The sequence below is a fragment of the Photorhabdus sp. RM322S genome, from assembly GCF_042879395.1.
In the GTDB taxonomy this organism is placed as follows: Bacteria; Pseudomonadota; Gammaproteobacteria; order Enterobacterales; family Enterobacteriaceae; genus Photorhabdus; species Photorhabdus khanii.
This window is the reverse complement of sequence record NZ_JBHFKW010000033.1, coordinates 29,611-54,911: the sequence shown is the minus strand read 5'-3', so window position 1 is coordinate 54,911 and position 25,301 is coordinate 29,611. Positions and strand designations below refer to the sequence as shown.

Sequence of the window (25,301 nt, the reverse complement as noted above, 5' to 3'; positions counted from 1 at the left end):
AAACGATCAGAACAGTGATTTACAGCGAAATGCATTATTAAGTATAAATTGTGAACAGATTTTTGAAGATAAAATTAGTGGTAAAACAGCCAATAGACCAGGTTTGAAACGGGCTTTAAAGTTACTTAAAAAAGACGATACATTAGTTGTTTGGAAGCTGGATCGACTGGGACGTAGCGTAAAAAATTTGGTCGCTTTGATTTCTGATTTAAGTGAACGAGGCATTCATTTCCAGAGTTTGACTGATAGCATTGATACCAGTACCGCTATGGGAAGGTTTTTTTTCCATGTCATGAGTGCATTGGCGGAAATGGAACGTGAATTGATCGTTGAAAGGACGAATGCTGGGTTGATAGCTGCTCGTGCTCAGGGAAGAGTTGGGGGCAGGCCAGTATCAATGACGTTATCCGAGCGGCAACAGGCAAAAAGACTGCTAGCCAGTGGTCATAGTCGGAAGAAGCTGTCGCTGATTTATGGTGTTTCTCTCTCCACTATCTATAAATATTTACCAGTTAGGTATTTAGAAAAACCAATAGATTAACTACCTAATTTGTATCATCTTCCACACATTTCCCATTGAGTGATTTAGTAAACCAGATACTTCAACATAGCGGTACACCTTAACAGGAGAACCGCTAATATGGCACAAGAATATCATCACGGCGTCCGTGTACAGGAAATTAACGAAGGTACTCGCACTATTGCGACAGTTAGCACTGCTATTGTCGGTATGGTGTGTACTGCTCCTGATGCAGACGCGAAAACTTTTCCGTTAAATACTCCGGTCTTGATTACCGATGTATTGAGCGCAAGTGGTAAGGCTGGTAAAACCGGAACGTTGTACCAAGCTCTCAAAGCTATTGCAGACCAATCCCAACCCGTCACTGTTGTTGTCCGTGTGGCACAAGGTGAAACGGAAGAGGAAACTGTCACCAACATCATTGGTTCTGTCACTGGTGAAGGCAGAAAAACCGGTATGCAGGCACTATTGGCAGCTCAAAGTCAATTAGGTGTAAAACCTCGTATTCTGGGTGTTCCTGGCTTGGATTCAAAGGCTGTGGCCTCTGAACTGGCAAGTATTGCACAGAAACTGAAGGCAATGGCTTATGCCAGCGCTTATGGTTGTAAGACTATCGCGGAAGTTATCAAATACCGTGAAAATTTCAGTCAGCGTGAACTGATGTTGATTTGGCCTGATTTCCTGAGTTGGAACACGGTTTCTAACAGCGAAGCTATTGCTTACGCTACCGCTCGTGCTCTGGGTCTACGCGCTAAAATTGATGAAGAAACCGGTTGGCACAAAACCCTGTCCAACGTTGGCGTCAATGGTGTAACCGGCCTTTCCGCAGATGTATTCTGGGATTTGCAGGACACCGCAACCGATGCAGATCTGTTGAACCAGAATGGTATCACTACTCTTATCCGTAAAAACGGCTTCCGCTTCTGGGGTTCCCGTACTTGCGCTGATGATCCTCTGTTCCAGTTCGAAAGCTATACCCGTACTGCACAGGTATTGGCCGATACCATGGCTGAAGCACATATGTGGGCAATCGATAAGCCACTAACTCCTTCTCTGGTTCGGGACATTGTCGAAGGTATTAACGCAAAATTCCGTGAGCTGAAATCCGGTGGCTACATCATTGACGGTCATTGCTGGTATGACGAAAAAGCCAATGATAAAGACACGCTGAAAGCGGGAAAACTGACCATTGATTACGATTACACACCTGTACCGCCACTGGAAAACATGATGTTACGCCAGCGCATTACAGATAGTTACCTGATGGATTTCGCAAAAAGCATCAATAGCTAAGGGGGCACTGATGGCATTACCTCGCAAACTTAAATACCTAAACCTGTTTAATGACGGCAACAACTACCAAGGCGTTGTAGAAGAACTTACTCTGCCTAAATTAAGCCGAAAACTGGAAGCCTATCGTGGTGGCGGTATGAGCGGCAGCGTCGCTATAGATTTAGGTCTGGATGAAGGCGCGTTGGATGCAGAATTCACTTTGGGTGGCATGGAATCCCAGCTCTATAAGCAATGGGGTATAGCAAAAGCGGATGGCGTTATGTTGCGTTTCGCAGGTTCTTGCCAGCGCGATGATACCGGTGATGTGGTTGCTGTTGAGGTTGTGATGCGTGGTCGCTTCCAAGAATTTGACCACGGTACTTATAAGCAAGGGGATAACACCCAGACTAAGATCACTGCTAAAAACACCTATTTCAAACTGACATGGGATGGTGAAGTTCTGATCGAAATCGACACCATCAATATGGTTGAAAAAGTCGGCGGAGTAGATCGTCTGGCGCAACATCGCCGCGCTATCGGTCTTTAATTTATACCCTAATCTCATCAGGCTATTTACCTATATCAACGCCTGATGGGATAGGTTCTTAATTGGATAAACAAGGTTGAACCATGACAGAAACACTTATTACTCAAAACGACGATCAGAAGACAATTGTATTAGAAGAGCCACTGGTGCGTGGCAATAGTGATATCACGGAAGTTGTAGTGCGTAAACCTAATAGCGGCGCACTGCGTGGTGCACGGTTACAGGCTCTATTGGAGATGGATGTGGATTCCATGGTGCTGGTTTTACCACGCATCACCACACCAGCGCTAACAAAAAGCGACTTGCTGACAATGTCACCTGGTGATCTGATTAATCTCAGTGTGGAGGTGGTCAATTTTTTGTTGCCGAAGTCGGTCAAGTCCGGTTCCCAGAACGACTAACAGTAGATGAACTGGTGGCAGATATTGCCACCGTTTTTCACTGGTCTCCGGTTGTGACCGACGAAATGTCACTGCCCGAGTTATTGGATTGGCGATATCGGGCTATTTTACGAAGTGGTGCAGAAAATGAGTAATATACAATCACAGTTAAAAACAGTTACAAGCGCTGTTGGTAAGCTGACCCACTCCTTTAAATCTGTTCAGCGAGACAATAGAAAACTGGTGGATTCGGTTTGGAAAATCCGAGATGAATTCAAGCTGTTAAATCAGTCCGTTAATGGTATCAAGCCTATTGTAAAATATGCGCAGGAAACTGCGCAAATGCGCACTTCTCTCAAATTGTTTAATCAGTCAGTCAATAAATCTCTGTCTATCCAGAACAATACGAAGGAGACTGTGCGGATCCACAATGATTTCAGGTTAGTTAATAAGTCAGTTAGTAAATTTCAGTTTATTCAGAACAATACACAGGAAATTGTGAGTTCCCATAATAGAGATAAAGGGAATAAAGACAACCGAAATTTAATTTGGCTAATTATTAACGAATTTAAGTTGTTAAATCAGTCGGTTAATGATCTTAAACCGATTGTAAAATATGCACAGGAAACTACGCGGATTCGTGACGATATCAAATCGTTAAATAAGTCCGTTGATAAACTTCAGTCTGTCTCGAATCATGCACAGGGAGCCGGATCTACTGATAATCAAGACAAAGAGAGTAGACAGAATGGTCGTCTTGGCAGGATCCGAGCGTTTGGCGAGCGTATTACGGACACTGGTGAAAAAGCAAAATCAACCGGGTTTAAGATGCTGGAAACCGGCAAAAATATAGTAATGCCGGGTTATGAATTAGAACCATTAATGTCCAGACTTCAGGTGCTCACTAACGTTGGAAAAAACTCTCCTGAATACGTAATGCAACGTAAACAGATTCGTGAAGAGAGTAAAAGCAGTGGACTTTCAGCTAGCCAAGTTGCACAGGGGCACCTTGCATACGCATCAGCAAGTTATATGCCAGAACAGATAAAAAATATGATGCCTGGCACGATAGCAATATCTCAGGTCAGTGGTATGGATTTGGCTGCTACTGCTGAGATTGGTGTGAGTGCATTGGCTAGTTTTAAGTTACAGTCTAAAGATATGAGTCATGTCAACGACGTGATGGCAGCCACTCTAATTGGTTCCAGAACCACATTGGCGGCGCTGGGTGATGCCATGCAATATGTTGGCCCGAAAGCGGCATCACTAGGGATTGATTTTGAAACTGTTGCTGCTGCTACCGGAAAACTGTCATATGCCAATATCAATGGGGTAGCTGCTGGTGGTGCTCTGGAAAATATTTTAGAGCGATTGGCAAATCCTCCAAAAATTGCAGCTGAGGCGTTGGAACAGCTTAATATCAAAACGCGTGATGCTAAAGGTAACCTACGGGAATTACCTGATATCTTGGCTGAGTTGGATAATAAAACCCGTTCTTTGAATCAAGTTCAACGTGATAGTTATCTTAATGCAATTGGTGGTGACGATGCAGCGCCTGCTTTAGACGTGTTGACTAGCCAAGCCGGGGCGGGAGGATTACAGGCTGAGGTTGGTAAGCTGAAAAGTCCGCAAGTTAATGGAACAGCGCAAAAAGCAGCATCTGAAATAACAAATAACCTCGAAGGTGATATTCAAAAACTTAATGCCGCTTGGCATGATTTGGGTATTCAAATTTTTTCTGGTGTAGATGGACCCTTGAGGAGTGTCACACAGAAAATAACGGTAGTTGTTGACAAAATTGGGGCGTGGATGGAAGCCAATCCGCAGCTGGTCTCTACTTTTGCAACTGTCACAATGGCTGTGGGTGGGATTTTGGTCGTATTCGGCACATTACTACAAGGAATTGGTTCATTATTGTCAATGGTAGTAACGGTAATACCTAGTTTCACCAAACTGAGAAGTGTTGGAGCTGGTTTAGGAAGTGTCTTTAGTTCGCTGGGAAGTATAACCTCAAGGATTGTTGGGTCAATAGGTAATGCCTGGAGAATACTGGCGAACATAGGTGTACAAGCTTTTGGTCTTTTAATTAATACTTTCAATATGTTGAGTAATACCATGATGCTTGTTGGCCGTTTAATGATGGCAAATCCAATCCTTGCCGTTATTAGTTTGATTGCAATGGCAGCTGTTTATATTTGGTATAACTGGGAGTCATTGGGGCCGAAATTCACCCAGCTTTGGGAAGGTATTAAAAATATATTCAGTAGTGCCTTGGAAAATATTAAAAGCTATTTCATGAATTACAGCTTAATAGGAATTATTTACCGGAACTGGGATGAGATTATCAATACCATGCACGGTATGCCAGAGAAATTCCAGAAATTTGGAACTGCAATTATTGACGGACTTTTAAAAGGAATTAAAGAAAAATATGAATTAGTAAAAGATAAATTTTCTTCCATTACTGACTGGTTTAAGTCGTGGTGGAAAGGAGATTCCAAAGCTGAAGTTACGGTAAAAGCATCACAGGAAGTCACTAATAGTACTAATTCTGATGCTGCTACAGTAATTGCTGCTACTGCTCACGATAAAGGCGGCATTGTTCCTGCTGGACGGTTTGGTATTGTTGGCGAATATGGCCCTGAAATTATAAGAGGTCCTATGAATGTTACCAGTCGGAGAAAAACAGCTGCATATGCTGCTTTAGGGTTGTCAGTGGGGGCAATGATGCCATTTATGGCTGCGGCTCAAACGACTCCGATGCATTTCCAGAGCTTGCCGGTTCATGCCTATCCTGAAATTCAGGAAAGAGCGGAAAGAAGTCAGCCGCAGCAACACCGCGAAGCACCGCAATATCACATTTATGTTTATGGTTCACCGGGACAATCTGCACAGGATATTGCCCGTATGGTCAGACATGAGCTTGAGCAGCGGGAGAGTATGCAACAGGCTCGTTTACGTAGTTCATTCTCTGACAGGGAGGATTTTTAATATGATGGCTGCATTGGGTTTATTTGTTTTTATGCTGAAAACTACACCATATCAAAATTTTCAACATAAGCAGTCGTGGCGACATGCTTTTAACAGCCGAGTTGGAATACGGCCTGCCTGGCAATTTTTGGGGCCAGAGAATGACACTATTACGCTTTCTGGGACATTACATCCCGAGCTTACCGGTGGAGCTTTATCATTGCTGGTTCTCAAACTTATGGCTGACAGTGGTAAAGCTTGGTCTTTCATTGGTGGCAATGGCGCGATTTACGGCATGTTTGTCATTGAAAGTATTGATGAAACAAAAACTGAATTTTTTTCAGATGGGGCTGCCCGCAAAATAGATTTTACCCTGACATTACGGCGAGTAGATGAATCTCTGTTTGAGATGTTTGGCGACTTGCGGAATCAACTTTCTGATATTAAAGATAAACTTCCTAGTGTCAAAGATAAACTGGTAGATAAAGTCACAGGGGTGTTCTCATAAAATGGATTGGATACCTAAACTCGATATAGTGACAGGAAAAGATAGTGCTCCGGCATTTCTTCTGGAAATTGATAACAAGGATATCAGTGAGCGTATTCAATCACGCTTGATGTCGCTGACAATGACGGATAACCGAGGTTTGGAGGCTGACCAGCTCGATATCGAGCTGGATGATGCAAACAATATATTACAACTGCCTTCTAGGGGAAATATCCTTTCGCTGGAATTGGGGTGGCATGGGCATCCATTAACTCCTAAAGGTAAATTTATTGTCGATGAAATTGAACACAGTGGAGCGCCTGATAGGTTGACTATCCGTGCGCGCAGTGCCGATTTCCGTGGGATCACCAACACGAAACGTGAAGAGTCTTTCCATAACAAAAAGATTGGTGAGATTGTTCGTACAATTGCCGCCAGAAATAACCTGACAGCTTTAATAGGTAAAGATATTGAGAACATCATTATTCATATCGATCAGACAAATGAATCTGATTGCAGCTTCCTTACCCGGCTAGCAAAGAGGGAAGGGATTGCAGCTTCGATAAAAAATGGTGAATTGATCTTTATTCGGCAAGGGCAGAACAAAACGGCCAGTGGTAAAGATATCCCTATCATAGTGGTAAATCGCCAGTCTGGAGATAACCATAGATTCACTTTATCTGATCGCCAAGCCTATACCGGAGTAACAGCACAGTGGCAGGATACGCGCAATCCAAAGGAAAAACAGACGACCTCTGTCAGCTCAGGAAAAGAGCATAAAGAAGAAAGCAATTTGGAAGAAAAGAGGGAGGTAAAACAGGAAACCTCTATGAAATATACTGAATCAAAAAGTGAGAGTAAAGGAAAAATCCAGTGGGAGAGAGAACAGACAGCTTCAATGGAATTCACTCGATCGGAGAGTATGAATAAGGAAACGACCTATTTGATAGGTAGTGAAGATAACCAGCTAGTGCTTTCTCATATATATCCGGATAAAGCCAGCGCTGTACGTGCTGCCGAAGCTACTTGGAAAAAAATGCAACGGGGAGTGGCGTCATTTTCTATTCAACTAGCTCTGGGACGTGCCGATCTCTACCCTGAAACGCCAGTGAAAGTTATTGGTTTTAAACCAGAAATAGATGCAGCAGAGTGGACTATAACAAGAGCTACTCACATGATAAATCAAGGAGGTTTTACGACAGCGCTAGAGTTAGAAGTAAAAGTTAATGATCTCGATATGAAATAAATGTTCTCTATATGGGATCATATGTTATAATGTTCACGTAATGAGATGGTGTATTAAATAAGGGTAAAGAATATGATCAAATGTCCTCTCTGTGGTAAAGCAGCCCATGCTCGCAGCAGCTTTGAACATTCCTGCCAGACAAAAGAACGTTACAACCAATGTCAAAATATCAATTGTGGTGCAACATTCGTCAGTCATGAAACATTTGTGCGTTTTATTTCTAAGCCGAGTGAAGTGGCAAGTGTGAAGCCGCATCCTAAAGAAAAACCTAAAAGCCAGCTGAGCTTGATTTGAAGATTAAAAGCTAACTTGTAAACACTTTGCCACCGAAAGGTGGCTTTTTTATGGTGTGCCAGTCATGTACAACAACTTGAACCGCTTACAGAACTGATAGGTACAGATAGTGTGAGAAGATGAAGTTCCAAGTTTGCCTCTACATCTATTTGACTTAACTATGTTGCTAAATATCCTATAAATAATTAAGAAATTCACTTGCGTCCCCGGTCATATTTTGTCAGCTTTAGTGTAATTATAATCTCTGATTGACACTCCCCAAGACAGGACAATAACGATGAAAAATGTGGGTTTTATCGGCTGGCGTGGTATGGTCGGCTCAGTATTAATGCAGCGTATGATTGAAGAACGGGATTTTGATATTATTCATCCTACATTCTTCACGACATCACAACATGGGCAGACTGCGCCTGATTTTACAGGTCAACAGGGTACCTTACAGAATGCTTTCGATATTGAGGCGCTTAGTGTTCTGGACATTATTATTAGTTGCCAGGGTGGCGATTATACCAATGAGGTTTATCCAAAGTTAAGAGCAACGGGTTGGCAGGGATATTGGATTGATGCGTCATCAGCGCTGCGTATGAATGATGATTCCATCATTATTCTTGATCCGGTCAATTATGCTCATATTCAGGAAGGTCTTAATAAAGGTATAAAAACTTTTGTTGGTGGTAATTGTACTGTTAGTTTAATGCTGATGTCTTTGGGCGGTTTGTTTGCTAATGATTTGGTTGAATGGGCTTCTGTTGCGACTTATCAGGCAGCTTCTGGTGCCGGTGCCCGTCATATGCGCGAATTACTGGTTCAGATGGGATCTTTGCACATTCAGGTAGCAAAAGAGCTGCAAGAACCGGCATCTGCTATCCTGGATATTGAAAGAAAGGTAACAGATTTCACCCGTAGCGGTTCTTTACCAACAGATCAATTTGGCGTACCACTGGCAGGTAGTTTGATCCCGTGGATTGATAAACAACTTGATAACGGCCAAAGTCGTGAAGAGTGGAAAGGTCAAGCAGAAACCAACAAAATCCTGAATACTGGTAATAATATCATTACTGTAGATGGTTTGTGTGTCCGTATCGGAGCTTTACGTTGCCACAGCCAAGCATTTACTCTGAAATTGAAAAAAGATATTCCGATTCCTGAAATTGAGCAATTACTGGCTGCGCATAATGATTGGGTAAGAGTGATCCCAAATGATCGTGAGCTGAGTATGCGGGAATTGACCCCGGCAGCGGTAACAGGCACGTTGAATACTCCTGTGGGGCGCTTACGCAAGCTGAATATGGGCCCGGAATATTTATCTGCTTTTACGGTAGGTGACCAATTGTTGTGGGGAGCAGCAGAGCCTCTGCGTCGTATGCTGCGTATCCTGGCTTAATCATTTTAATCTATTTATTTATGTGAAAATCCACTCGTTATTTGGGTGGATTTCTCTATATGGCATTTGATGGTTCTGTTGATTGTTTCTTTATTGGTTTATTTTTGTTATATTCCATAAATTATATTTATGATTTGTATCTACCTAGTAAATCATTTTTATGGAGATGACGGGGATGGAACAAGATAAGCTACTGAGTTTAAAAGTAAGAGAATTAAGAGAGCTGGCAAGAACGTTATCTTTTCGCTATATCAGTCATAGTAAAATCAAAATGGATTTTAATTCAGATGTAAATCTTTTTATAGAGGATATATTGGGACGGGTTCGTGTTCATTGTTTATCTTCAAGTGGTGCAATTGAATTAATCCAATTTGAAATAGATCACCTGAAAGAGCAAGCTTTCTATTTAACAGCAAATAGAGTAAAGCAATATGCAATAATTGAAAGGGAAAAAGAGAAATCAAGTTATGCTAATCTTATATTAAAACAGATCGGATTTGTTGGTGGTGGTACTCAGATTCTTGCGGGTTACACAGTCTGTAAGGCTTCTTTGGGGTTAGCATGTGCTTCATTCGGTGCTCCATTAATGGCTCATGGGTACAATAATGTTGTTGAAAATGGATATTATCTACTGTACAGAGAAAATATTAATGGTGGTGTCAGAGAAGGATACAGATATATTGCTAACAAAATAGGTTTAAGTGATAAAGATGCAGATATTACTTATGCAACTGTTGATTTAGCACTTTCAGGTTATGGGATTTTTAGAAAAGTTTTGAAGCCAAGAGAGAAATCTTGGAGTTTATTTAGAAATATTAATAGCGATTTTACCAGAGGATGGAAAGAAATGAATTCTTTAAGCTTAAGTATGGAAATGGCGGTTGATGGTGTTACTCTTTGGAGTGTTTATAAGATAACAGAAGAAGAGAAATAATATGAGCCAGGAGATAATTATATCTACTCAATCGTCTGATATGGATTTTTTAATATATTTTTTATTTATAATGATTTTTTCTATGTTTTTTTTGTTTCTTAAAAAATACACAGAAAGTAAAAAGAGTATTTTTCTATTTATAATTAATATTTTGTTTTTATTTTCTTTTTGCACAGATCAACTAATTATATCTAAATTTAGTTATTCCTTGATTCCACCATTTAGATTTTTAAATTTAAATAATGAGGTAATAAGAGTAAGTGCGGTGATATTTTCAATTTTAATCATGATAATGTTCCCAAGGAAGTTTAAATGTTGACGATAAATTACTGGTGAAAAAGAATAATGGATTATACTGACATTATTATTTCAACTAAATCATCATGGTTAGACATATTGTATTATTATTTTTTTTCTATTATTATGTTATTTATTTTGTTTATTATAAAAAGAATTGTAGAAGAAAGTAGTAATAATATTTTTATTGTTTTTGGTGTTATTTTTGTTCTTATATTATCTAGCATTCAGCTAATTTTAACAGGATATGAATACGATATACCTTATTTTATTAACTTTAAAAGTGAAAGTATAAAGTTTGGGGGTATTATATTTTCAATATTATATGCTTTTTTGATGCCAAGGAAATACTCTAAATAACTTTTGTTTTATAAATGGCTATTTTATCCTATATAAAGGAAAGATCTTTTTAATATTAAGCACAGAAATGGTGGCTGATGGTGTTACTCTTTGGATTATAATAAAATGATAGAAAGATATAAATAATATGAGTCATGGGTTGTTAGAGGCTGTAATGAGCCTGTAATTTCTATTTTAATTATAATTATTTTTTTCAATAAAATTCAAATAGTTATACTGACTTGATAATGGTAACAATAATGAATTATATCGATGTTACAATTTCCACTCAATCTACTTGGCAGGATATTTTTCTGTACTATCTTTTATCATTAACGCTGTTATTTTTTCTTTTTTCCATGAAAATTACTATAGAGAAAAGAAGAAGTTATATTCTCTCTATTCTTGGTTTTTTTGTTATAGTAATATTGGGTTCAATTCAATTGTTTATTGTTAAATATGGTGGTTATGATGAGATTATATCAATGTTTATTAATTTAAATAGTGAGGTAATTAGAGTAGGTAGTGTGATGTTTTCTATTTTATATGCTTGCATGTTACCAAGAAAATATTGAAATTAGTTTTAGATTAGATGCTTATGAAATGAATTTGTTAATGGATAGGATAAGTTTATAATAACTATCTAATTACTGAAAAAATCATAATATGCTTGTTGAGTATTTGTTGATTAAAATAGGAAGTATGATATTCTCTGTTTTATATGCTTTGGTCCTACCAAAAAAAGTTCGTTAATGAAACAAGGCGTGAAGTTAAAACGCCTTGTTTTGCTCTTTTAATAAATCCTATCATCCCAAATACTATAACCGCCAGTACCTGCGATAAGGTGATTCCAGGTAATGTTTGTATATTTTAACGAAATACTTTCCTGTGGTGGAAGCTCATTATGATTCAATGAGTGTGGATGTAACACACTTATTTCAGTGATTGTGGCACCAGTGATTTTTATATTGTAATAACGTTCTTGAGCACCATTTGAGTTAGTTCGGTAAAAATCAATAGAGCATTCAAGAGACTCATTATCAGAAATAGCAACACCAAGTAATGGTGATGATTTGTCGATAGGTTTTTGAATAACAATGGGTTGATGTTCGACGTTTTGAGCTCGTGTTATCGCGTGGCTTAAGCTATAAACTAATATTTGATCAAAGTGGTTTGCTTGATATTTATTACCAATAGAATCAACAGAAGAACATCCCGCTGATATTAATCCTTGTTTCTTTCCCTTTATCGTCATGTAAATCATGTCAGCCATATTATATCCTTAGATTATATTTAAGTGATGTTTTACAGAAACATTAGATAAATTACACTTTATTGGTTATAAATAACAGATAAAAAAGCGCTCATAGAGAATAAATATGAGCGCTTTGGAGATTGTTAAGAATAGCAATTAGATATCAATATTGGCCGCTTTCAGGGCGTTCTCTTCAATAAATGCACGGCGAGGTTCAACAGCATCACCCATCAGGGTTGTGAACAGTTGATCAGTTGCAATAGCATCTTTTACTGTCACACGCATCATACGGCGGGTTTCTGGGTTCATGGTTGTTTCCCATAACTGCTCAGGGTTCATTTCTCCCAGGCCTTTGTAACGCTGTATGGACAGGCCACGACGTGATTCTTTGGTTAGCCAGTTCAGAGCCTGCTCAAAATCAGAGACAGGTTGGCGGCGTTCACCACGCTCAATATAAGCGTCTTCTTCGATCAAATTGGCAAGTTTGTCGCTCAATTGGGTAATACGGTGATATTCACCACCGTGGACAAAATCGAAGTCTAGTAGATAGTCAGTATCAACACCATGTGTACGAACACACAGAACGGGTTCATACATTTGGCGCTCACGGTTTTCATGGAGGCGATAGCTGTAGCTGCTGCTGTGTTGTTCACGGTCATTCAGACGAGTAACCAGCGTTTTAATCCATTCTTCAACTTTGGTTTTATCAAACAGCTCTTCTTCAGTTAGCTTTGGATGATAAATCAGATTGTTCAACAGACTTAGTGGATACAGGCGCTCCATACGTTTAATGATTTTCTGCACGCTATTGAATTCTGTCACCAGTTTTTCCAGTGGTTCCCCTTTCAGGGCGGGTGCGTGTTTGTTGGTGTAAAGTGATGCTCCATCCAATGCAATGGACAGTTGGTACTCATCCATTGCTTCATCATCTTTAATGTATTGTTCTTGTTTGCCTTTTTTCACTTTATACAGTGGTGGTTGCGCAATAAATACATGACCACGTTCAATGATTTCTGGCATTTGACGATAGAAGAAAGTCAGCAACAGAGTACGGATATGAGAACCATCGACGTCCGCATCTGTCATGATGATAATACTGTGATAACGCAGCTTGTCCGGGTTGTATTCGTCACGGCCAATACCGCAGCCCAGCGCAGTGATCAGGGTTGCGACTTCCTGAGAAGAGAGCATTTTGTCGAAACGCGCTTTTTCAACGTTCAGGATTTTACCTTTCAATGGCAAAATTGCCTGATTTTTACGATTACGCCCCTGTTTTGCGGAACCTCCCGCAGAGTCCCCTTCCACTAAGTAGAGTTCGGACAGTGCCGGATCACGCTCCTGACAATCTGCTAGTTTGCCGGGCAGACCAGCTAGATCAAGAGCCCCTTTGCGGCGTGTCATTTCGCGTGCTTTACGGGCTGCTTCACGGGCGCGGGCGGCGTCGATAATTTTACCGACGACGGTTTTAGCGTCATTCGGGTTTTCCAGCAGGTATTCCACCAGCTTCTCGTTCATCAGTGTTTCAACCGCCGTTTTCACCTCGGAAGAAACCAGTTTGTCTTTGGTCTGAGAAGAGAATTTTGGATCAGGTACTTTAACGGAAATAACTGCGACCAAGCCTTCACGGGCATCATCACCGGTGGCGCTGACTTTAGATTTCTTGTTGTACCCTTCTTTGTCCATATAGCTATTGAGAGTACGGGTCATCGCAGTACGGAAACCAACTAAGTGAGTACCACCATCACGTTGCGGGATGTTGTTGGTAAAGCAGTAAATATTTTCCTGGAAACCATCGTTCCATTGCAATGCGACTTCAACACCGATGCTATCTTTTTCTGTAGAGAAATAGAAAACATTGGGATGGATTGGTGTTTTGTTTTTATTTAAGAATTCAACAAACGCCTTAATACCACCTTTATAATGGAAATGGTCTTCAATATTGGTGCGTTTATCAAGCAGGCGGATAGATACACCTGAGTTCAGAAAGGACAGCTCACGCAGACGTTTAGCCAGAATGTCGTGCTGGAATTCAGTGTTGTTACTGAAAGTATCCATGCTCGGCCAAAAGCGGACACGGGTACCGGTCTGTTCGGTTTCACCAACGACTTTTAGTGGGCTTTGTGGCACACCAAGGTGATAAGTCTGTTCATGAACTTTGCCGTCACGGCGGATAACCAGTTCCAGCTTTTCAGACAAGGCGTTAACAACAGAAACCCCTACGCCGTGCAAACCGCCGGAAACTTTATAAGAGTTATCGTCGAATTTACCCCCCGCATGCAGCACAGTCATAATAACTTCAGCTGCTGAAACACCTTCTTCTTCGTGTATACCGGTAGGAATACCGCGACCATCATCCTGTACAGAGACAGAGTTATCGGCATGGATAGTGACGATAACTTCACTACAGTGGCCTGCGAGGGCTTCGTCGATAGCGTTGTCGACAACCTCGAAGACCATGTGGTGTAAGCCGGTACCATCGTCTGTATCACCGATATACATGCCCGGACGTTTACGAACCGCATCCAGCCCTTTTAATACCTTGATACTTGAGGAGTCATATGTATTCGACATCAACGTTTCTCGCTCATTTTTAATCCTGTGGTTGAACCTCTATTTTGCCATTTTCCACGCGAAACATCCTGCTATTTCCATCAAGCATATCTGTGACCTGACCAGGACTTATTGCACTGACAAAGACCTGAGCTTGCGTGGATTTTAGACGTTCGGCCAATAACTGACGGCGGCCGGCATCCAGTTCGGAGGCAAAATCATCAAGCAGATACAGACATTGTTGTCCGCTCTGTCGGGTGAAATATTCACCCTGTGCTAGCCGCAGTGCACACATCAGCAATTTTAATTGACCGCGGGATAGCATATCTTCTACTGGCGTTCCTTCTGCACGGATGCGCAGATCTGCCTTATGCGGGCCGGAAGCCGTGTAGGTTAATGCTCTGTCACGCTCAAACTGGCGTTCCAGCAATTCAGCGTAATCACTCTCTTTGTCCCATCCCTGTTGGAAAGAGAAACTCAATATAAATTCGGGTAAGAACTGTTTACAGGTATCAGCAATATCTTGAGTGATGTTTGTAACGTATTCAGCTCGCCACTGGTTTATCTGGTTGGTCAGGGGTGCCAATTCTTGATCCCAGGGCCGTATCTGGCTGTAGCGGGTAACTTGTCGCAGTGCTGCATTGCGTTGTTTAAGCAGCCGTTTCAAGTTTACCCATGCAGAAAAAAAACGTGGCTCATTGTGGAAACAACCCCAATCAATAAAGGCCCGGCGATACTTTGGCCCGCCATTTAACAGGGTGAATCCTTCCGGGGTAATAAGCTGTATAGGCAACATCTTGGCTAGTTCTGAAATTTTACCGCCATCATTGCCATCAATTCTGACTCTGCTATCGCCATGACGGTTTTTGCTCAAACCGATAGACAGTTCTCGCTCATTCTTCCGTTGTCCTAGTCGTCCATGTAAAACAAATTCATCACAGTCATGACGGATGACTCGCCCAGCCTGAATGCTGCGAAAAGAGCGCCCGTGACCCAGAGTATAAATCGCTTCCAGTATACTGGTTTTGCCGCTGCCATTAGAGCCAACCAGAAAATTAAATCCGGTAGCCAGAGGCAAATCTGCGGCGGCGATATTACGAAAATCGCGGATAAGTAAACGCGTAAGAGTCATATACCTGAAATGTAAATCCTGTTACAGGCGCATTGGCATCACGACATAAGCCGCATTGTGGCTGGCACAGTCTTCTATCTGAACACTGGAAATAGCGTCGGTCAGCAGTAAACGAACCTCTTCACATCTTAATGTGTTGAGTACGTCCAAAACATAACTGACATTAAAGCCTATTTCCATTTCAGTACCTTGATAGCTGACATCAACAATCTCTTCGGCTTCTTCCTGTTCGGGGTTATTTGCTGTGATTTTTAGCTGGTTCTCACTAAAATAGAGGCGAACTCCGCGGAATTTCTCATTAGAGAGAATTGCCGCGCGTGAAAAAGCCTGTTTCAACATATCGCAACTGGCTTCCAGGGTTTTATCTGGGTTCTTCGGTAATACGCGGCGATAATCAGGGAAGCGCCCATCTACCAGTTTAGAGGTGAAAATAAAGTCGCCAACGTGGGCACGAATATTGTTACTGCCGATTTGTAACTGTAACGGCGTATCGCCACCATCCAGCAATCTCATCAGTTCGATAACGCCTTTACGTGGCACGATCACCGAATGGGAAGGCAGATTTTGACCAATTCCCATAGAGCAGACTGCCAGACGGTGACCATCCGTTGCCACTGTCCGCAATTCTTCGCCTTCGGTTTCAAACAACATACCGTTGAGGTAATAGCGGACATCCTGATGAGCCATTGAGAATTGCGTCGATTCAATAAGACGTTTTAGTGTGGCTTGTGGCAGCGAAAATTCCACTTCACTTTGCCAGTCATCAAGATTTGGAAAATCAGCAGCGGGCAATGTAGAAAGCGAAAAACGGCTACGGCCGGAGCGTACCAGCAGGCGGTCTCCATCCAGTTCCACACTGATTTCAGCTCCATCCGGCAAACCGCGCCAGATATCAAAGAATTTACGTGCTGGTACAGTGGTTGCACCTTCTTCATGTGGCAATGAAAGCGCGACACGCGCCATCATTTCCATTTCTAAATCTGTGCCGGTCAGCAATAGAGAACCTTCCGTGACCTGTAGTAATAAATTACCCAGAATCGGTAGAGTAGGGCGCCCACCCAGTGGGCTACTGACTTGTTGCAGTGGTTTTAACAATTGCTCACGTTCGATGATAAATTTCATAGCGCTAGGAAGACAATGTTCTGATTAAGTTAGAAAAATCCTCTTTGATGTCATGACTTTCTTCGCGCAGTTGCTCGATTTTACGACAAGCGTGCAGCACGGTTGTATGGTCACGTCCACCAAAGGCATCCCCGATTTCAGGCAAGCTGTGATTGGTTAACTCTTTTGCCAGCGCCATTGCCATTTGCCTTGGTCGGGCAACGGAACGGGAGCGCCGTTTGGAAAGTAAATCGGCCACCTTGATTTTATAATACTCAGCGACTGTTTTCTGAATATTATCAATGGTAACCAGTTTTTCTTGCAGTGCTAACAAGTCACGTAATGCTTCACGTACAAAATCAATAGTAATCGCCCGGCCGGTAAAATTGGCATTCGCTATTACCCTGTTCAATGCGCCTTCAAGCTCGCGGACATTAGAACGCAGGCGTTTGGCTATAAAGAAAGCGACTTCTCCCGGCAGCTGGATTTCGTTTTCGTCCGCTTTTTTCATCAAAATAGCGACACGAGTCTCCAGTTCCGGTGGTTCAATAGCAACGGTTAGCCCCCAGCCAAAACGGGATTTTAACCGATCTTCTACCCCATTGATCTCTTTTGGATAGCGATCTGATGTCAGAATAATCTGTTGATTACCTTCCAGTAATGCGTTGAACGTATGAAAGAATTCTTCCTGAGAACGCTCTTTATTGGCAAAAAACTGAATATCATCGATCAGTAATGCATCGACAGAGCGGTAATAGCGTTTGAACTCTTCTATTGCATTGTTTTGTAATGCTTTGACCATATCCTGAACAAAACGTTCAGAATGCATATAAACCACCTTGGCGTTTGCCTTACGTGCCATAATACTGTTACCTACGGCATGTAATAAGTGGGTTTTACCCAAACCTGTACCGCCATAAAGGAATAGTGGATTGTAGGCACCACCCGGGTTATCGGCTACCTGTCTTGCGGCAGCGCGGGCAAGCTGGTTGGATTTACCTTCAACAAAGTTATCAAAAGTATGTTTGGGATTAACATTAGAGCGATAAGACAGCTCTGGTTGTACCGCAGTGTTATCCCAACTGGGACGTACTGATGCGTTCTGTGGTGCAGGTGTAACCGGTGTATGAGCAACAACCCTCTGTGGTGGGCTGTCGTTTTGGGAAACGGGTTTATTGCCAACTTCGAAACGTAATAACGGTACTTCTGCCCCACAAAAGTCATTCAACAACCCATTGATATTGTTGATATACTTTTCTCTTACCCAATCCAGAACAAACCGATTTGGGGCATAAAGTGCCAGAGTGTTACCACTTAGCTCTGCCTGAAGGGGGCGTATCCACATACTGAATTCTGTGGCAGGTAATTCATCCTGCAATCGGGCAAGACATTGCTGCCAAAGCGAAAGTGACACGGCGGACTCCCCTAAAACAAGGCCAATTAACAATATAAAGAAATCGGAGTGGTTAGCTCATTAATATTGGGTACAAAACAACGATTCCCTCAGGACAAGGAAGGATCAATTGTCATGTTTATGGCGATTTTTGATGTCATCGCTCACCCATGATCCGCAGATGAGATCCAGATCATGACTTGCGATCATAGCGCAAAAGACGATATAGATCTTCATTCTTTTACACAGTTTAAGCGCTTTTTATCCACAGGTTAAAATTGCCTGTGAAATAAAAGGCTGTAAAAGGTGCTTTAATGTGGTTATGGCATATATCAAACAAAGATCGAGGATAAGCCGATATTTAAGACAAAATCGGGCCTATGATCATAATAGAAAACGAAGATCAACGGGTGATCATTGCGCTTTGCTCAACAGTCCGTATAATATTGCACCCTGCGTGCAATGCCAGAGTTTTTTGCCAGTAGTCGCTGGTGAGGGGTTCTGGTGTAAGCACGGGCAGGTTGTTGGTAAACATTCAACTCAGTAGAAAAGCCGGCCGGCTTGTGTCATGTCAATTGACTCATAGCTGTACATTTTATTACAATCCCGCTTCTTTATATTGATGTTGCGATTGAGGCATCGGTGTCTACTTCTCACTGGTTGCCAACGCGTTTACTGAATCAGTAATAATTTTAAGTTAGGTAGAAATCGCTATGAAACGCACTTTCCAACCGTCCGTACTGAAGCGTAACCGTTCTCACGGCTTCCGCACTCGTATGGCCACCAAAAATGGTCGTCAGGTTCTGGCTCGCCGTCGTGCAAAAGGCCGTGCTCGTCTGACCGTTTCTAAGTAATAAAGCTAACCATCTAGTGGTTACGCTCGCTTTTCCGAGGGAGTTACGCTTGTTAACTCCCAAGCATTTCACGTATGTTTTCCAGCAACCCCAACGGGCAAGTTCGCCAGAGATTACTATCCTTGGTCGCCTTAATGAGCTGGGGCATCCCCGCATCGGTCTTACTATAGCCAAAAAAAATGTTAAACGTGCTCATGAGCGTAACCGGATTAAGCGGTTGGCCCGTGAAAGTTTTCGTTTGAACCAACATAATTTGCCTCCTATGGATTTTGTGGTATTGGTTAAGAAAGGGGTTGCTGAGCTTGATAACCGTGCGTTAACGGAAGCTTTGGGTAAATTATGGCGTCGTCACTGTCGCTTGGCTCGCGCTTCCTGATTGCATTAATCCGGGGATACCAGTTAGTGATAAGTCCACTGCTGGGGCCTCGTTGTCGTTTCAATCCTACGTGCTCTCACTATGGAATTGAGGCGCTACGCAGGTTTGGGATGATAAAAGGCGGTTGGTTAACGGTGAAACGCATATTAAAATGCCACCCTTTACACGAAGGTGGTGATGATCCTGTCCCACCTGAAAAAAACAACGATAACAGAGAACACTAACGATGGATTCGCAACGTAATCTTCTTCTCATCGCTTTGCTGTTCGTTTCTTTCTTGGTCTGGCAAGCATGGGAAGCAGATAAAAATCCGCAACCAACTACAGTACAGGCCACGCAACAAACGGATATGCCTAGCAGTGAGAATCAGGCAGTGCCAGGCAGTGGAAAAGGTAAACTGATCACGGTTAAAACTGATGTGCTCTCTTTGACCATCAATACTCGTGGCGGTGATATTGAAGAGGCTGACCTGTTAGCCCATCCTGATACCCTGGGTTCAAGCAACCCATTCAAATTACTGGAAACAACATCTGCTTTCACTTATCAGGCGCAAAGTGGGTTGACTGGTAAAGATGGCCCGGATAACCCGACAAATAGTGAGCGCCCGCTGTATACCGCAGCACAGGATAGCTATGTATTGGCTGATGGGCAGGATGAATTACGAATCCCAATGAATTTCGTCGCTAAAGATGGTGTTGCTTATGTCAAAACGTTTGTTTTGAAACGTGGTGCATACGCGATTAGTGTGGATTACCGCATTCATAACACGACAGAAAACCCGTTGCAGATGACCTTTTTTGGTCAACTGAAACAGAGTGTTGAATTGCCGAAACATCGTGATACCGGCAGCAATAACTTTGCATTGCATACTTACCGTGGTGCGGCTTACTCTTCAGACGAAACTAAATATAAAAAATACAGCTTTAGCGATATTGAAAGTGAACCGTTATCCGTCGCTACCAAAGGTGGTTGGATTGCCATGTTGCAGCAATATTTTGCTACGGCTTGGGTTCCCGCTGCGAATGAAACCAGCACCTTCTATACTGCCGCGTTAGGTAAAGAGATGGCTGCGATTGGTTATAAAAGTGCGCCAATCTCTGTTGCGGCTAACAGTGAAAAAACGATCTCTTCTACGCTGTGGATTGGCCCGGAAATTCAAGATGAAATGGCCGCAGTAGCTCCTCATCTGGATCTGTCCGTGGACTATGGCTGGTTGTGGTTTATTTCTCAGCCGTTATTTAAGCTGTTGAAATTCCTGCATGGTTTCATCGGTAACTGGGGCTTCTCCATTATCGTTATTACCTTTATCGTGCGTGGTATCATGTACCCGCTGACCAAAGCGCAATACACTTCAATGGCGAAAATGCGCCTGTTGCAGCCTAAATTAGCGGCTATGCGTGAGCGTATTGGTGATGATAAACAGCGCATGAGCCAGGAAATGATGGCGTTGTATAAAGCAGAGAAAGTGAACCCATTGGGGGGTTGTTTGCCTTTGCTGATCCAGATGCCAATCTTCCTTGCTCTGTATTACATGCTGATGGGCTCTGTTGAATTGCGTCATGCGCCATTTGCTGGCTGGATCAATGATTTGTCTGCACAAGATCCTTATTACATCCTGCCATTGCTGATGGGTGTGACGATGTTCGTCATTCAGAAAATGTCTCCGACGACCATCACTGATCCGATGCAGCAGAAGATTATGACTTACATGCCTGTCATGTTTACCATATTCTTCCTGTGGTTCCCGTCAGGTCTGGTTCTGTACTACATCGTCAGCAACCTGGTGACCATTATTCAGCAGCAGTTGATTTATCGTGGGCTGGAAAAACGTGGTCTGCATAGCCGTGAGAAAAAGCCGGCGAAATAAAATATAGCTTCAGTCAGAACGCGTTCTGGTAGTTATAACAGAAAAGGCGGTCATTGGCCGCCTTAACTATTTGAGCTAAAAAGTAAAAGAGAGATAACCATGAATACCACTGATACGATTGTCGCTCAGGCTACCCCACCAGGACGGGGCGGTGTTGGCATTTTACGCGTTTCCGGCCAGAAGGCAGTACAAGTGGCTGAGGTGGTATTAGGGAAAATACCCAAACCCCGTTATGCAGATTATCTGCCATTTCGTGATGCAGATGGCAGTGTGCTTGATCAGGGGATTGCTCTTTATTTTCCTGGTCCCAATTCCTTTACTGGGGAAGATGTACTGGAGCTTCAAGGGCATGGTGGACCGGTTATTCTCGATTTACTGCTGAAACGTATTCTGACTTTGCCTGGTGTGAGAATCGCTAATCCTGGTGAATTTTCTGAACGTGCTTTTCTTAATGACAAACTGGATTTGGCTCAGGCGGAGGCCATTGCTGACCTGATTGATGCCAGTTCGGAGCAGGCTGCCCGTTCAGCGATGAATTCCTTACAGGGTGCCTTTTCTGCTCAGATTCATCAGATGGTGGAAGCACTTACTCACTTGCGAATCTATGTGGAAGCCGCTATTGATTTTCCAGATGAAGAGATCGACTTTCTTTCTGATGGAAAAATCGAAGCCAATCTGGATAAAGTGATGGTTGAACTTGAGCGTGTACGTTCTCAGGCTCGTCAGGGTAGCCTTTTGCGTGAAGGGATGAAAGTGGTTATCGCTGGTCGTCCTAATGCGGGGAAATCCAGTCTACTTAATGCTCTGGCAGGCCGTGAAGCGGCAATTGTGACAGATATTGCAGGTACAACCCGCGATGTGCTGCGTGAACATATCCATATTGACGGTATGCCGTTACATATCATTGATACTGCGGGGCTGCGTGAAGCCAGTGACGAAGTGGAACGTATTGGTATTGAGCGGGCATGGCAGGAAATTGAACAGGCTGATCGCGTACTGTTTATGGTGGACAGTACGACAACCGATGCGGTTGAACCGGTGGAAATCTGGCCTGAATTTATGGCTCGTCTGCCTGAATCACTTCCTATCACCGTCGTTCGTAATAAAACGGATATGACCGATGAAAAGGTGGATATTACTAAAGTAAGTGGTTACTCACTAATCCGTCTTTCTGCCCGTAGTGGTGAAGGAATAGATTTACTGCGCGATCATCTGAAAGAAACGATGGGTTTCAACAGCAATACGGAAGGTGGCTTTTTGGCTCGCCGTCGCCATTTACAGGCATTAAATACGGCGGCAGAGCATCTGCAACAAGGCCATGAACAGCTTGTGGTTGTTCGCTCAGGTGAATTGCTGGCGGAAGAGCTACGTTTGGCACAACAGGCATTGAGCGAGATCACCGGTGAGTTTACTTCTGATGATCTGTTGGGCAGGATTTTTTCGAGTTTTTGTATTGGGAAGTGAATGGGTAAAATTAGTTTAACGGTTTTAGCGTGTAAAATTTGATTTACCTGCTATAGCGTGTGACAATGAGGTTAACTGCTCAAATTGGTTGATCCTGATATGAAAGTAACTAACTCGAAACAGCTCAGTGCATATTTAAAAGATGTCAGGCGCACTCAAAAGCTTTCCCAAGGTAAAGTGGCAAGCAAAGTGGGTATTCGTCAGGACACAGTATCAAGCTTTGAGCAGCACCCAGATTCTACCAAGTTGGAGACCTTCTTTAAGATTCTGTCGGCGTTGAATTTAGAACTCGATATCCGGCCAAGAAACTCTACTGAGATAAATTCGTCAGTGGAAGATGACCGCACAGTGTCAGACCGAGTGTGGAAAGAGGAGTGGTAATGGCAGCGTTGGATGTCTACATGAACGGCTACCGAGTTGGAGTATTCACTAAAACCAATACCGGTGCCCATCACTTCAAATATGATGTGGCTTGGCTTAAATTACCAGGCAGCCGTCCCATTTCACTGTCTATGCCGCTGCGCCACCAGGCCTACCAAGGTGACGAGGTATATAACTTTTTCGATAATTTGCTGCCGGATAACCCGGAAGTCAGAAGACGAATCGTTGCCAGGTACAATGCAGAATCAACACAACCTTTTGATCTGCTGGCTAAAGTGGGCCAAGACAGTGTTGGGGCTTTGCAACTGGTACAACAAGGCACTCCCGCCAATGATATCAAGAAGATTGAATACAAGCCCTTGTCTGAGGCGGAACTGGAGAAAGTGCTGACCGGCTATCAGGATGATGCGCCATTGGGGATGATCGAAGGCGAGGAAGATTTTCGCATATCCATTGCTGGCGCACAGGAAAAAACAGCGCTTTTAGATATTGATGGACATTGGTATTTACCGTTAAATGCCACGCCGACAACACACATCATCAAACTTCCCATCGGCAAAATTGAGAGTCATTCATACTCCATTGATATGTCTGACAGTGTGGAAAATGAATATCTATGCATGTTGATTGCGAGGGAGTTTGGGCTGTCTGCTCCTCACTGTTTAATGATGAAAGTGGGAGGGATAAAAGCACTGGCAGTAGAACGATTTGATCGCAGGTATTCATCTGACAACAGTTGGATTATGCGACTGCCTCAGGAAGACTTTTGTCAAACCTTGAACGTGCCTTCAGTGAAAAAATATGAGAGCCATGGTGGTCCAGGGATTACCGAGATCATGTCCTACCTCTTGGGCTCGGTTAATGCTCAATTTGACCGTTATGTGTTTATGAAGGCTCAGGTGTTGTTTTGGTTATTGGCTGCGACAGACGGCCATGCAAAAAACTTTTCACTGTTTATCGAGGCTGAGGGGAGTTATCGGCTAACGCCTTTTTATGACATCCTTTCCATGTATCCTGTATTCGGAGGCAGAGGGCTTCATCCCCGAGATGCCAAATTGGCAATGGGGCTAACGGGGACAAAAGGTAAGAAGTACAAAATAGAGCAGATATTTCCAAGACATTTCTTTCAAACAGCCAAGGCTGTTGGGTTTGATAAGGATGCTATGGCAAGAATTCTTATTGAGTATGCTGAGACTGTTGATACAGTTATCATGGATGTCAAAAACCAGTTGCCAGCAGATTTCCCTGCCCATATCAGTGACTCGATATTGGGAGGACTGCAAGTCAGAGCTAAACGTCTGGTAATTGGATGGGATTAACATTCTCGTCATCAATATTGTCTACTGTAGATGAAGCACAGAAATAATTATCCCCCAAAGAATATCATTCTGGGGGATAAGAGAACATTAACGTCCCAATGCTTTGTTTATTAACCCAGTGGCAATGTTACAACCATTGGGTTTTGATATTTCTGAGTGTGCGCAATCTACCAACTCTACGGTTATTCTGTTGGAGCATTTTAGCTGGTCGATAAAGTATTTTTCATCGTTGGAGAAAAACAACGACGTAGGTTTTACTGATTTCACATCCAGGTAATCGCGGATACGTGAACCAAAGATGCAAATAAAATGCTGAACGGGTAAATTTCTATCATTAGAAAGTCGCCAGGCTACTGTCGCGCCGATACTGAATCCAACCAGTATCACTGGAGTGTTGATATATGTAAGGGTATCCCTTACTTTGCATGTGTATTTATCTATTGATGAAACGTTATGGAAATATTCGTACATCGCCTCTTGATTATTTGGAGTTTCATTTTCTTTTTCGTAAGGGGAAATGAATGATACATCACCACTTAAACGTTCCGTAATTAATTTTGCGTGTTCTGAAATTCCATGGATATCCGTTAAAAATATAAATTTCATTTAATTATCATTGGGTTGGTTTAGTGTAATATTAACATACATGAGTTAGTTATATAACTAAATTGATGTTGTTTGATTTGTTGAATAATAAGTTGTTGTAGTTGGCCCCATGTTAATATATTATTTTTTGTTGTTATGAATTCAATTGAAGTGAGTTTTCATTATCTCTTCACTTTTAATTCATTATAAGTATAAAAAATTCTAAGTTGTTAATAGTTATTACCTTAATAACACCCGGCTTATCCATTGCCAGGTCATGAGGTTATTGCTGTTCTGTTTAACTGTCAACTAATGATTTTTTTATCAGCCTTACAGATTATATTTACTGGAAAT

Annotated in this window: 26 protein-coding genes; 20 read left to right on the top strand and 6 right to left on the bottom strand. The window is 42.4% G+C overall.

Annotation, left to right across the window (positions count from 1 at the left end):
• The 13 genes from ACGF63_RS17760 to ACGF63_RS17700 all read left to right on the top strand — a co-directional run.
• The coding region (locus ACGF63_RS17760) for a recombinase family protein (protein WP_387632429.1) at positions 1–541 on the top strand (541 nt) is incomplete at its 5' end.
• 99 nt (positions 542–640) lie between these two features.
• A complete protein-coding gene (locus tag ACGF63_RS17755; RefSeq protein ID WP_387632427.1) occupies positions 641–1,813 on the top strand; it encodes a phage tail sheath protein in 1,173 nt (390 codons plus the stop codon).
• Positions 1,814–1,823: 10 nt separating this feature from the next.
• Positions 1,824–2,339: a phage major tail tube protein gene (locus ACGF63_RS17750; RefSeq protein WP_387632425.1), complete on the top strand. Its 516-nt coding sequence runs from the start codon at positions 1,824–1,826 to the stop codon at positions 2,337–2,339.
• 83 nt (positions 2,340–2,422) lie between these two features.
• Positions 2,423–2,740: a phage tail assembly protein gene (locus ACGF63_RS17745; protein ID WP_387632422.1), complete on the top strand. Its 318-nt coding sequence runs from the start codon at positions 2,423–2,425 to the stop codon at positions 2,738–2,740.
• A 14-nt stretch (positions 2,741–2,754) separates the two neighbouring features.
• Positions 2,755–2,874 (top strand): GpE family phage tail protein, encoded by a 120-nt coding sequence (locus ACGF63_RS17740; RefSeq protein ID WP_200875311.1) that lies wholly within the window; start codon positions 2,755–2,757, stop codon positions 2,872–2,874.
• On the top strand, positions 2,867–5,710 hold the full coding sequence (locus ACGF63_RS17735) for a phage tail tape measure protein (protein WP_387632419.1): 2,844 nt from the start codon (positions 2,867–2,869) through the stop codon (positions 5,708–5,710). Before ACGF63_RS17740 ends, ACGF63_RS17735 begins: the two co-directional genes overlap by 8 nt.
• A gap of 1 nt (position 5,711) precedes the next feature.
• On the top strand, positions 5,712–6,197 hold the full coding sequence (locus ACGF63_RS17730; RefSeq protein ID WP_387632416.1) for a phage tail protein: 486 nt from the start codon (positions 5,712–5,714) through the stop codon (positions 6,195–6,197).
• 1 nt (position 6,198) lies between these two features.
• Positions 6,199–7,422: a phage late control D family protein gene (locus ACGF63_RS17725; protein ID WP_387632414.1), complete on the top strand. Its 1,224-nt coding sequence runs from the start codon at positions 6,199–6,201 to the stop codon at positions 7,420–7,422.
• Between the two features lie 72 nt (positions 7,423–7,494).
• Positions 7,495–7,716: an ogr/Delta-like zinc finger family protein gene (locus tag ACGF63_RS17720; protein ID WP_387632411.1), complete on the top strand. Its 222-nt coding sequence runs from the start codon at positions 7,495–7,497 to the stop codon at positions 7,714–7,716.
• 277 nt (positions 7,717–7,993) lie between these two features.
• Positions 7,994–9,100 carry an aspartate-semialdehyde dehydrogenase gene (asd, locus tag ACGF63_RS17715; RefSeq protein ID WP_387632409.1) on the top strand — a complete coding sequence of 369 codons (1,107 nt, stop codon included), beginning with the start codon at positions 7,994–7,996 and terminating at the stop codon, positions 9,098–9,100.
• A 175-nt stretch (positions 9,101–9,275) separates the two neighbouring features.
• Complete coding sequence (locus ACGF63_RS17710) at positions 9,276–10,034, top strand: DUF4225 domain-containing protein (protein ID WP_239002586.1); 759 nt, start codon at positions 9,276–9,278, stop codon at positions 10,032–10,034.
• A 345-nt stretch (positions 10,035–10,379) separates the two neighbouring features.
• A complete protein-coding gene (locus ACGF63_RS17705; RefSeq protein ID WP_152964067.1) occupies positions 10,380–10,691 on the top strand; it encodes a hypothetical protein in 312 nt (103 codons plus the stop codon).
• A gap of 239 nt (positions 10,692–10,930) precedes the next feature.
• The gene (locus tag ACGF63_RS17700; protein ID WP_152964066.1) at positions 10,931–11,245 is read left to right on the top strand and encodes a hypothetical protein; all 315 of its coding nucleotides are present in this window, start codon (positions 10,931–10,933) and stop codon (positions 11,243–11,245) included.
• Between the two features lie 218 nt (positions 11,246–11,463).
• Here ACGF63_RS17700 and ACGF63_RS17695 read toward each other — a convergent pair whose 3' ends face one another.
• The 5 genes from ACGF63_RS17695 to dnaA all read right to left on the bottom strand — a co-directional run bounded on the left by ACGF63_RS17695 (position 11,464) and on the right by dnaA (position 18,122).
• Positions 11,464–11,943 (bottom strand): Hcp family type VI secretion system effector, encoded by a 480-nt coding sequence (locus ACGF63_RS17695; RefSeq protein ID WP_132353413.1) that lies wholly within the window; start codon positions 11,941–11,943, stop codon positions 11,464–11,466.
• A gap of 138 nt (positions 11,944–12,081) precedes the next feature.
• A complete protein-coding gene (gene gyrB, locus ACGF63_RS17690; RefSeq protein WP_152964065.1) occupies positions 12,082–14,496 on the bottom strand; it encodes a DNA topoisomerase (ATP-hydrolyzing) subunit B in 2,415 nt (804 codons plus the stop codon).
• 19 nt (positions 14,497–14,515) lie between these two features.
• Entirely contained in the window at positions 14,516–15,607 is a 1,092-nt protein-coding gene (gene recF / locus ACGF63_RS17685) for a DNA replication/repair protein RecF (RefSeq protein WP_152964064.1), read from the bottom strand.
• A 21-nt stretch (positions 15,608–15,628) separates the two neighbouring features.
• On the bottom strand, positions 15,629–16,729 hold the full coding sequence (dnaN, locus tag ACGF63_RS17680) for a DNA polymerase III subunit beta (RefSeq protein WP_152964063.1): 1,101 nt from the start codon (positions 16,727–16,729) through the stop codon (positions 15,629–15,631).
• Positions 16,730–16,733: 4 nt separating this feature from the next.
• Entirely contained in the window at positions 16,734–18,122 is a 1,389-nt protein-coding gene (gene dnaA, locus ACGF63_RS17675; protein ID WP_036845344.1) for a chromosomal replication initiator protein DnaA, read from the bottom strand.
• Between the two features lie 692 nt (positions 18,123–18,814).
• Here dnaA and rpmH point away from each other — a divergent pair.
• The 7 genes from rpmH (at position 18,815) to ACGF63_RS17640 (ending at position 24,362) form a co-directional block, all read left to right on the top strand.
• Positions 18,815–18,955, top strand: a complete 141-nt coding sequence (gene rpmH, locus ACGF63_RS17670; RefSeq protein ID WP_036845347.1) for a 50S ribosomal protein L34 — start codon at positions 18,815–18,817, stop codon at positions 18,953–18,955.
• A gap of 16 nt (positions 18,956–18,971) precedes the next feature.
• Positions 18,972–19,331, top strand: a complete 360-nt coding sequence (rnpA, locus tag ACGF63_RS17665) for a ribonuclease P protein component (RefSeq protein ID WP_071992963.1) — start codon at positions 18,972–18,974, stop codon at positions 19,329–19,331.
• Positions 19,295–19,555: a membrane protein insertion efficiency factor YidD gene (yidD, locus tag ACGF63_RS17660; RefSeq protein WP_036845351.1), complete on the top strand. Its 261-nt coding sequence runs from the start codon at positions 19,295–19,297 to the stop codon at positions 19,553–19,555. Before rnpA ends, yidD begins: the two co-directional genes overlap by 37 nt.
• A 2-nt stretch (positions 19,556–19,557) precedes the next feature.
• Complete coding sequence (yidC, locus tag ACGF63_RS17655; RefSeq protein WP_036845353.1) at positions 19,558–21,198, top strand: membrane protein insertase YidC; 1,641 nt, start codon at positions 19,558–19,560, stop codon at positions 21,196–21,198.
• A gap of 99 nt (positions 21,199–21,297) precedes the next feature.
• A complete protein-coding gene (gene mnmE, locus ACGF63_RS17650; protein WP_036845354.1) occupies positions 21,298–22,662 on the top strand; it encodes a tRNA uridine-5-carboxymethylaminomethyl(34) synthesis GTPase MnmE in 1,365 nt (454 codons plus the stop codon).
• Positions 22,663–22,761: 99 nt separating this feature from the next.
• The gene (locus ACGF63_RS17645; RefSeq protein ID WP_036845356.1) at positions 22,762–23,043 is read left to right on the top strand and encodes a helix-turn-helix domain-containing protein; all 282 of its coding nucleotides are present in this window, start codon (positions 22,762–22,764) and stop codon (positions 23,041–23,043) included.
• The gene (locus tag ACGF63_RS17640) at positions 23,043–24,362 is read left to right on the top strand and encodes a type II toxin-antitoxin system HipA family toxin (protein ID WP_036845357.1); all 1,320 of its coding nucleotides are present in this window, start codon (positions 23,043–23,045) and stop codon (positions 24,360–24,362) included. Before ACGF63_RS17645 ends, ACGF63_RS17640 begins: the two co-directional genes overlap by 1 nt.
• Before the next feature lie 87 nt (positions 24,363–24,449).
• Here the strand turns inward: ACGF63_RS17640 and ACGF63_RS17635 are convergent, their stop codons facing one another.
• Entirely contained in the window at positions 24,450–24,968 is a 519-nt protein-coding gene (locus ACGF63_RS17635; RefSeq protein ID WP_387632398.1) for a hypothetical protein, read from the bottom strand.
• Positions 24,969–25,301: the final 333 nt, after the last annotated feature.

Bases quoted from the DNA above. Each gene is read 5' to 3' on its own strand.
- ACGF63_RS17755 (WP_387632427.1), top strand. From the start codon at position 641: ATGGCACAAGAATATCATCACGGCGTCCGTGTACAGGAAATTAACGAA.
- ACGF63_RS17750 (WP_387632425.1), top strand. From the start codon at position 1,824: ATGGCATTACCTCGCAAACTTAAATACCTAAACCTGTTTAATGACGGC.
- ACGF63_RS17745 (WP_387632422.1), top strand. From the start codon at position 2,423: ATGACAGAAACACTTATTACTCAAAACGACGATCAGAAGACAATTGTA.
- ACGF63_RS17735 (WP_387632419.1), top strand. From the start codon at position 2,867: ATGAGTAATATACAATCACAGTTAAAAACAGTTACAAGCGCTGTTGGT.
- ACGF63_RS17730 (WP_387632416.1), top strand. From the start codon at position 5,712: ATGATGGCTGCATTGGGTTTATTTGTTTTTATGCTGAAAACTACACCA.
- ACGF63_RS17725 (WP_387632414.1), top strand. From the start codon at position 6,199: ATGGATTGGATACCTAAACTCGATATAGTGACAGGAAAAGATAGTGCT.
- ACGF63_RS17720 (WP_387632411.1), top strand. From the start codon at position 7,495: ATGATCAAATGTCCTCTCTGTGGTAAAGCAGCCCATGCTCGCAGCAGC.
- asd (WP_387632409.1), top strand. From the start codon at position 7,994: ATGAAAAATGTGGGTTTTATCGGCTGGCGTGGTATGGTCGGCTCAGTA.
- ACGF63_RS17710 (WP_239002586.1), top strand. From the start codon at position 9,276: ATGGAACAAGATAAGCTACTGAGTTTAAAAGTAAGAGAATTAAGAGAG.
- ACGF63_RS17705 (WP_152964067.1), top strand. From the start codon at position 10,380: ATGGATTATACTGACATTATTATTTCAACTAAATCATCATGGTTAGAC.
- ACGF63_RS17700 (WP_152964066.1), top strand. From the start codon at position 10,931: ATGAATTATATCGATGTTACAATTTCCACTCAATCTACTTGGCAGGAT.
- ACGF63_RS17695 (WP_132353413.1), bottom strand. From the start codon at position 11,943: ATGGCTGACATGATTTACATGACGATAAAGGGAAAGAAACAAGGATTA.
- gyrB (WP_152964065.1), bottom strand. From the start codon at position 14,496: ATGTCGAATACATATGACTCCTCAAGTATCAAGGTATTAAAAGGGCTG.
- recF (WP_152964064.1), bottom strand. From the start codon at position 15,607: ATGACTCTTACGCGTTTACTTATCCGCGATTTTCGTAATATCGCCGCC.
- dnaN (WP_152964063.1), bottom strand. From the start codon at position 16,729: ATGAAATTTATCATCGAACGTGAGCAATTGTTAAAACCACTGCAACAA.
- rpmH (WP_036845347.1), top strand. From the start codon at position 18,815: ATGAAACGCACTTTCCAACCGTCCGTACTGAAGCGTAACCGTTCTCAC.
- yidD (WP_036845351.1), top strand. From the start codon at position 19,295: ATGGCGTCGTCACTGTCGCTTGGCTCGCGCTTCCTGATTGCATTAATC.
- yidC (WP_036845353.1), top strand. From the start codon at position 19,558: ATGGATTCGCAACGTAATCTTCTTCTCATCGCTTTGCTGTTCGTTTCT.
- mnmE (WP_036845354.1), top strand. From the start codon at position 21,298: ATGAATACCACTGATACGATTGTCGCTCAGGCTACCCCACCAGGACGG.
- ACGF63_RS17645 (WP_036845356.1), top strand. From the start codon at position 22,762: ATGAAAGTAACTAACTCGAAACAGCTCAGTGCATATTTAAAAGATGTC.
- ACGF63_RS17640 (WP_036845357.1), top strand. From the start codon at position 23,043: ATGGCAGCGTTGGATGTCTACATGAACGGCTACCGAGTTGGAGTATTC.
- ACGF63_RS17635 (WP_387632398.1), bottom strand. From the start codon at position 24,968: ATGAAATTTATATTTTTAACGGATATCCATGGAATTTCAGAACACGCA.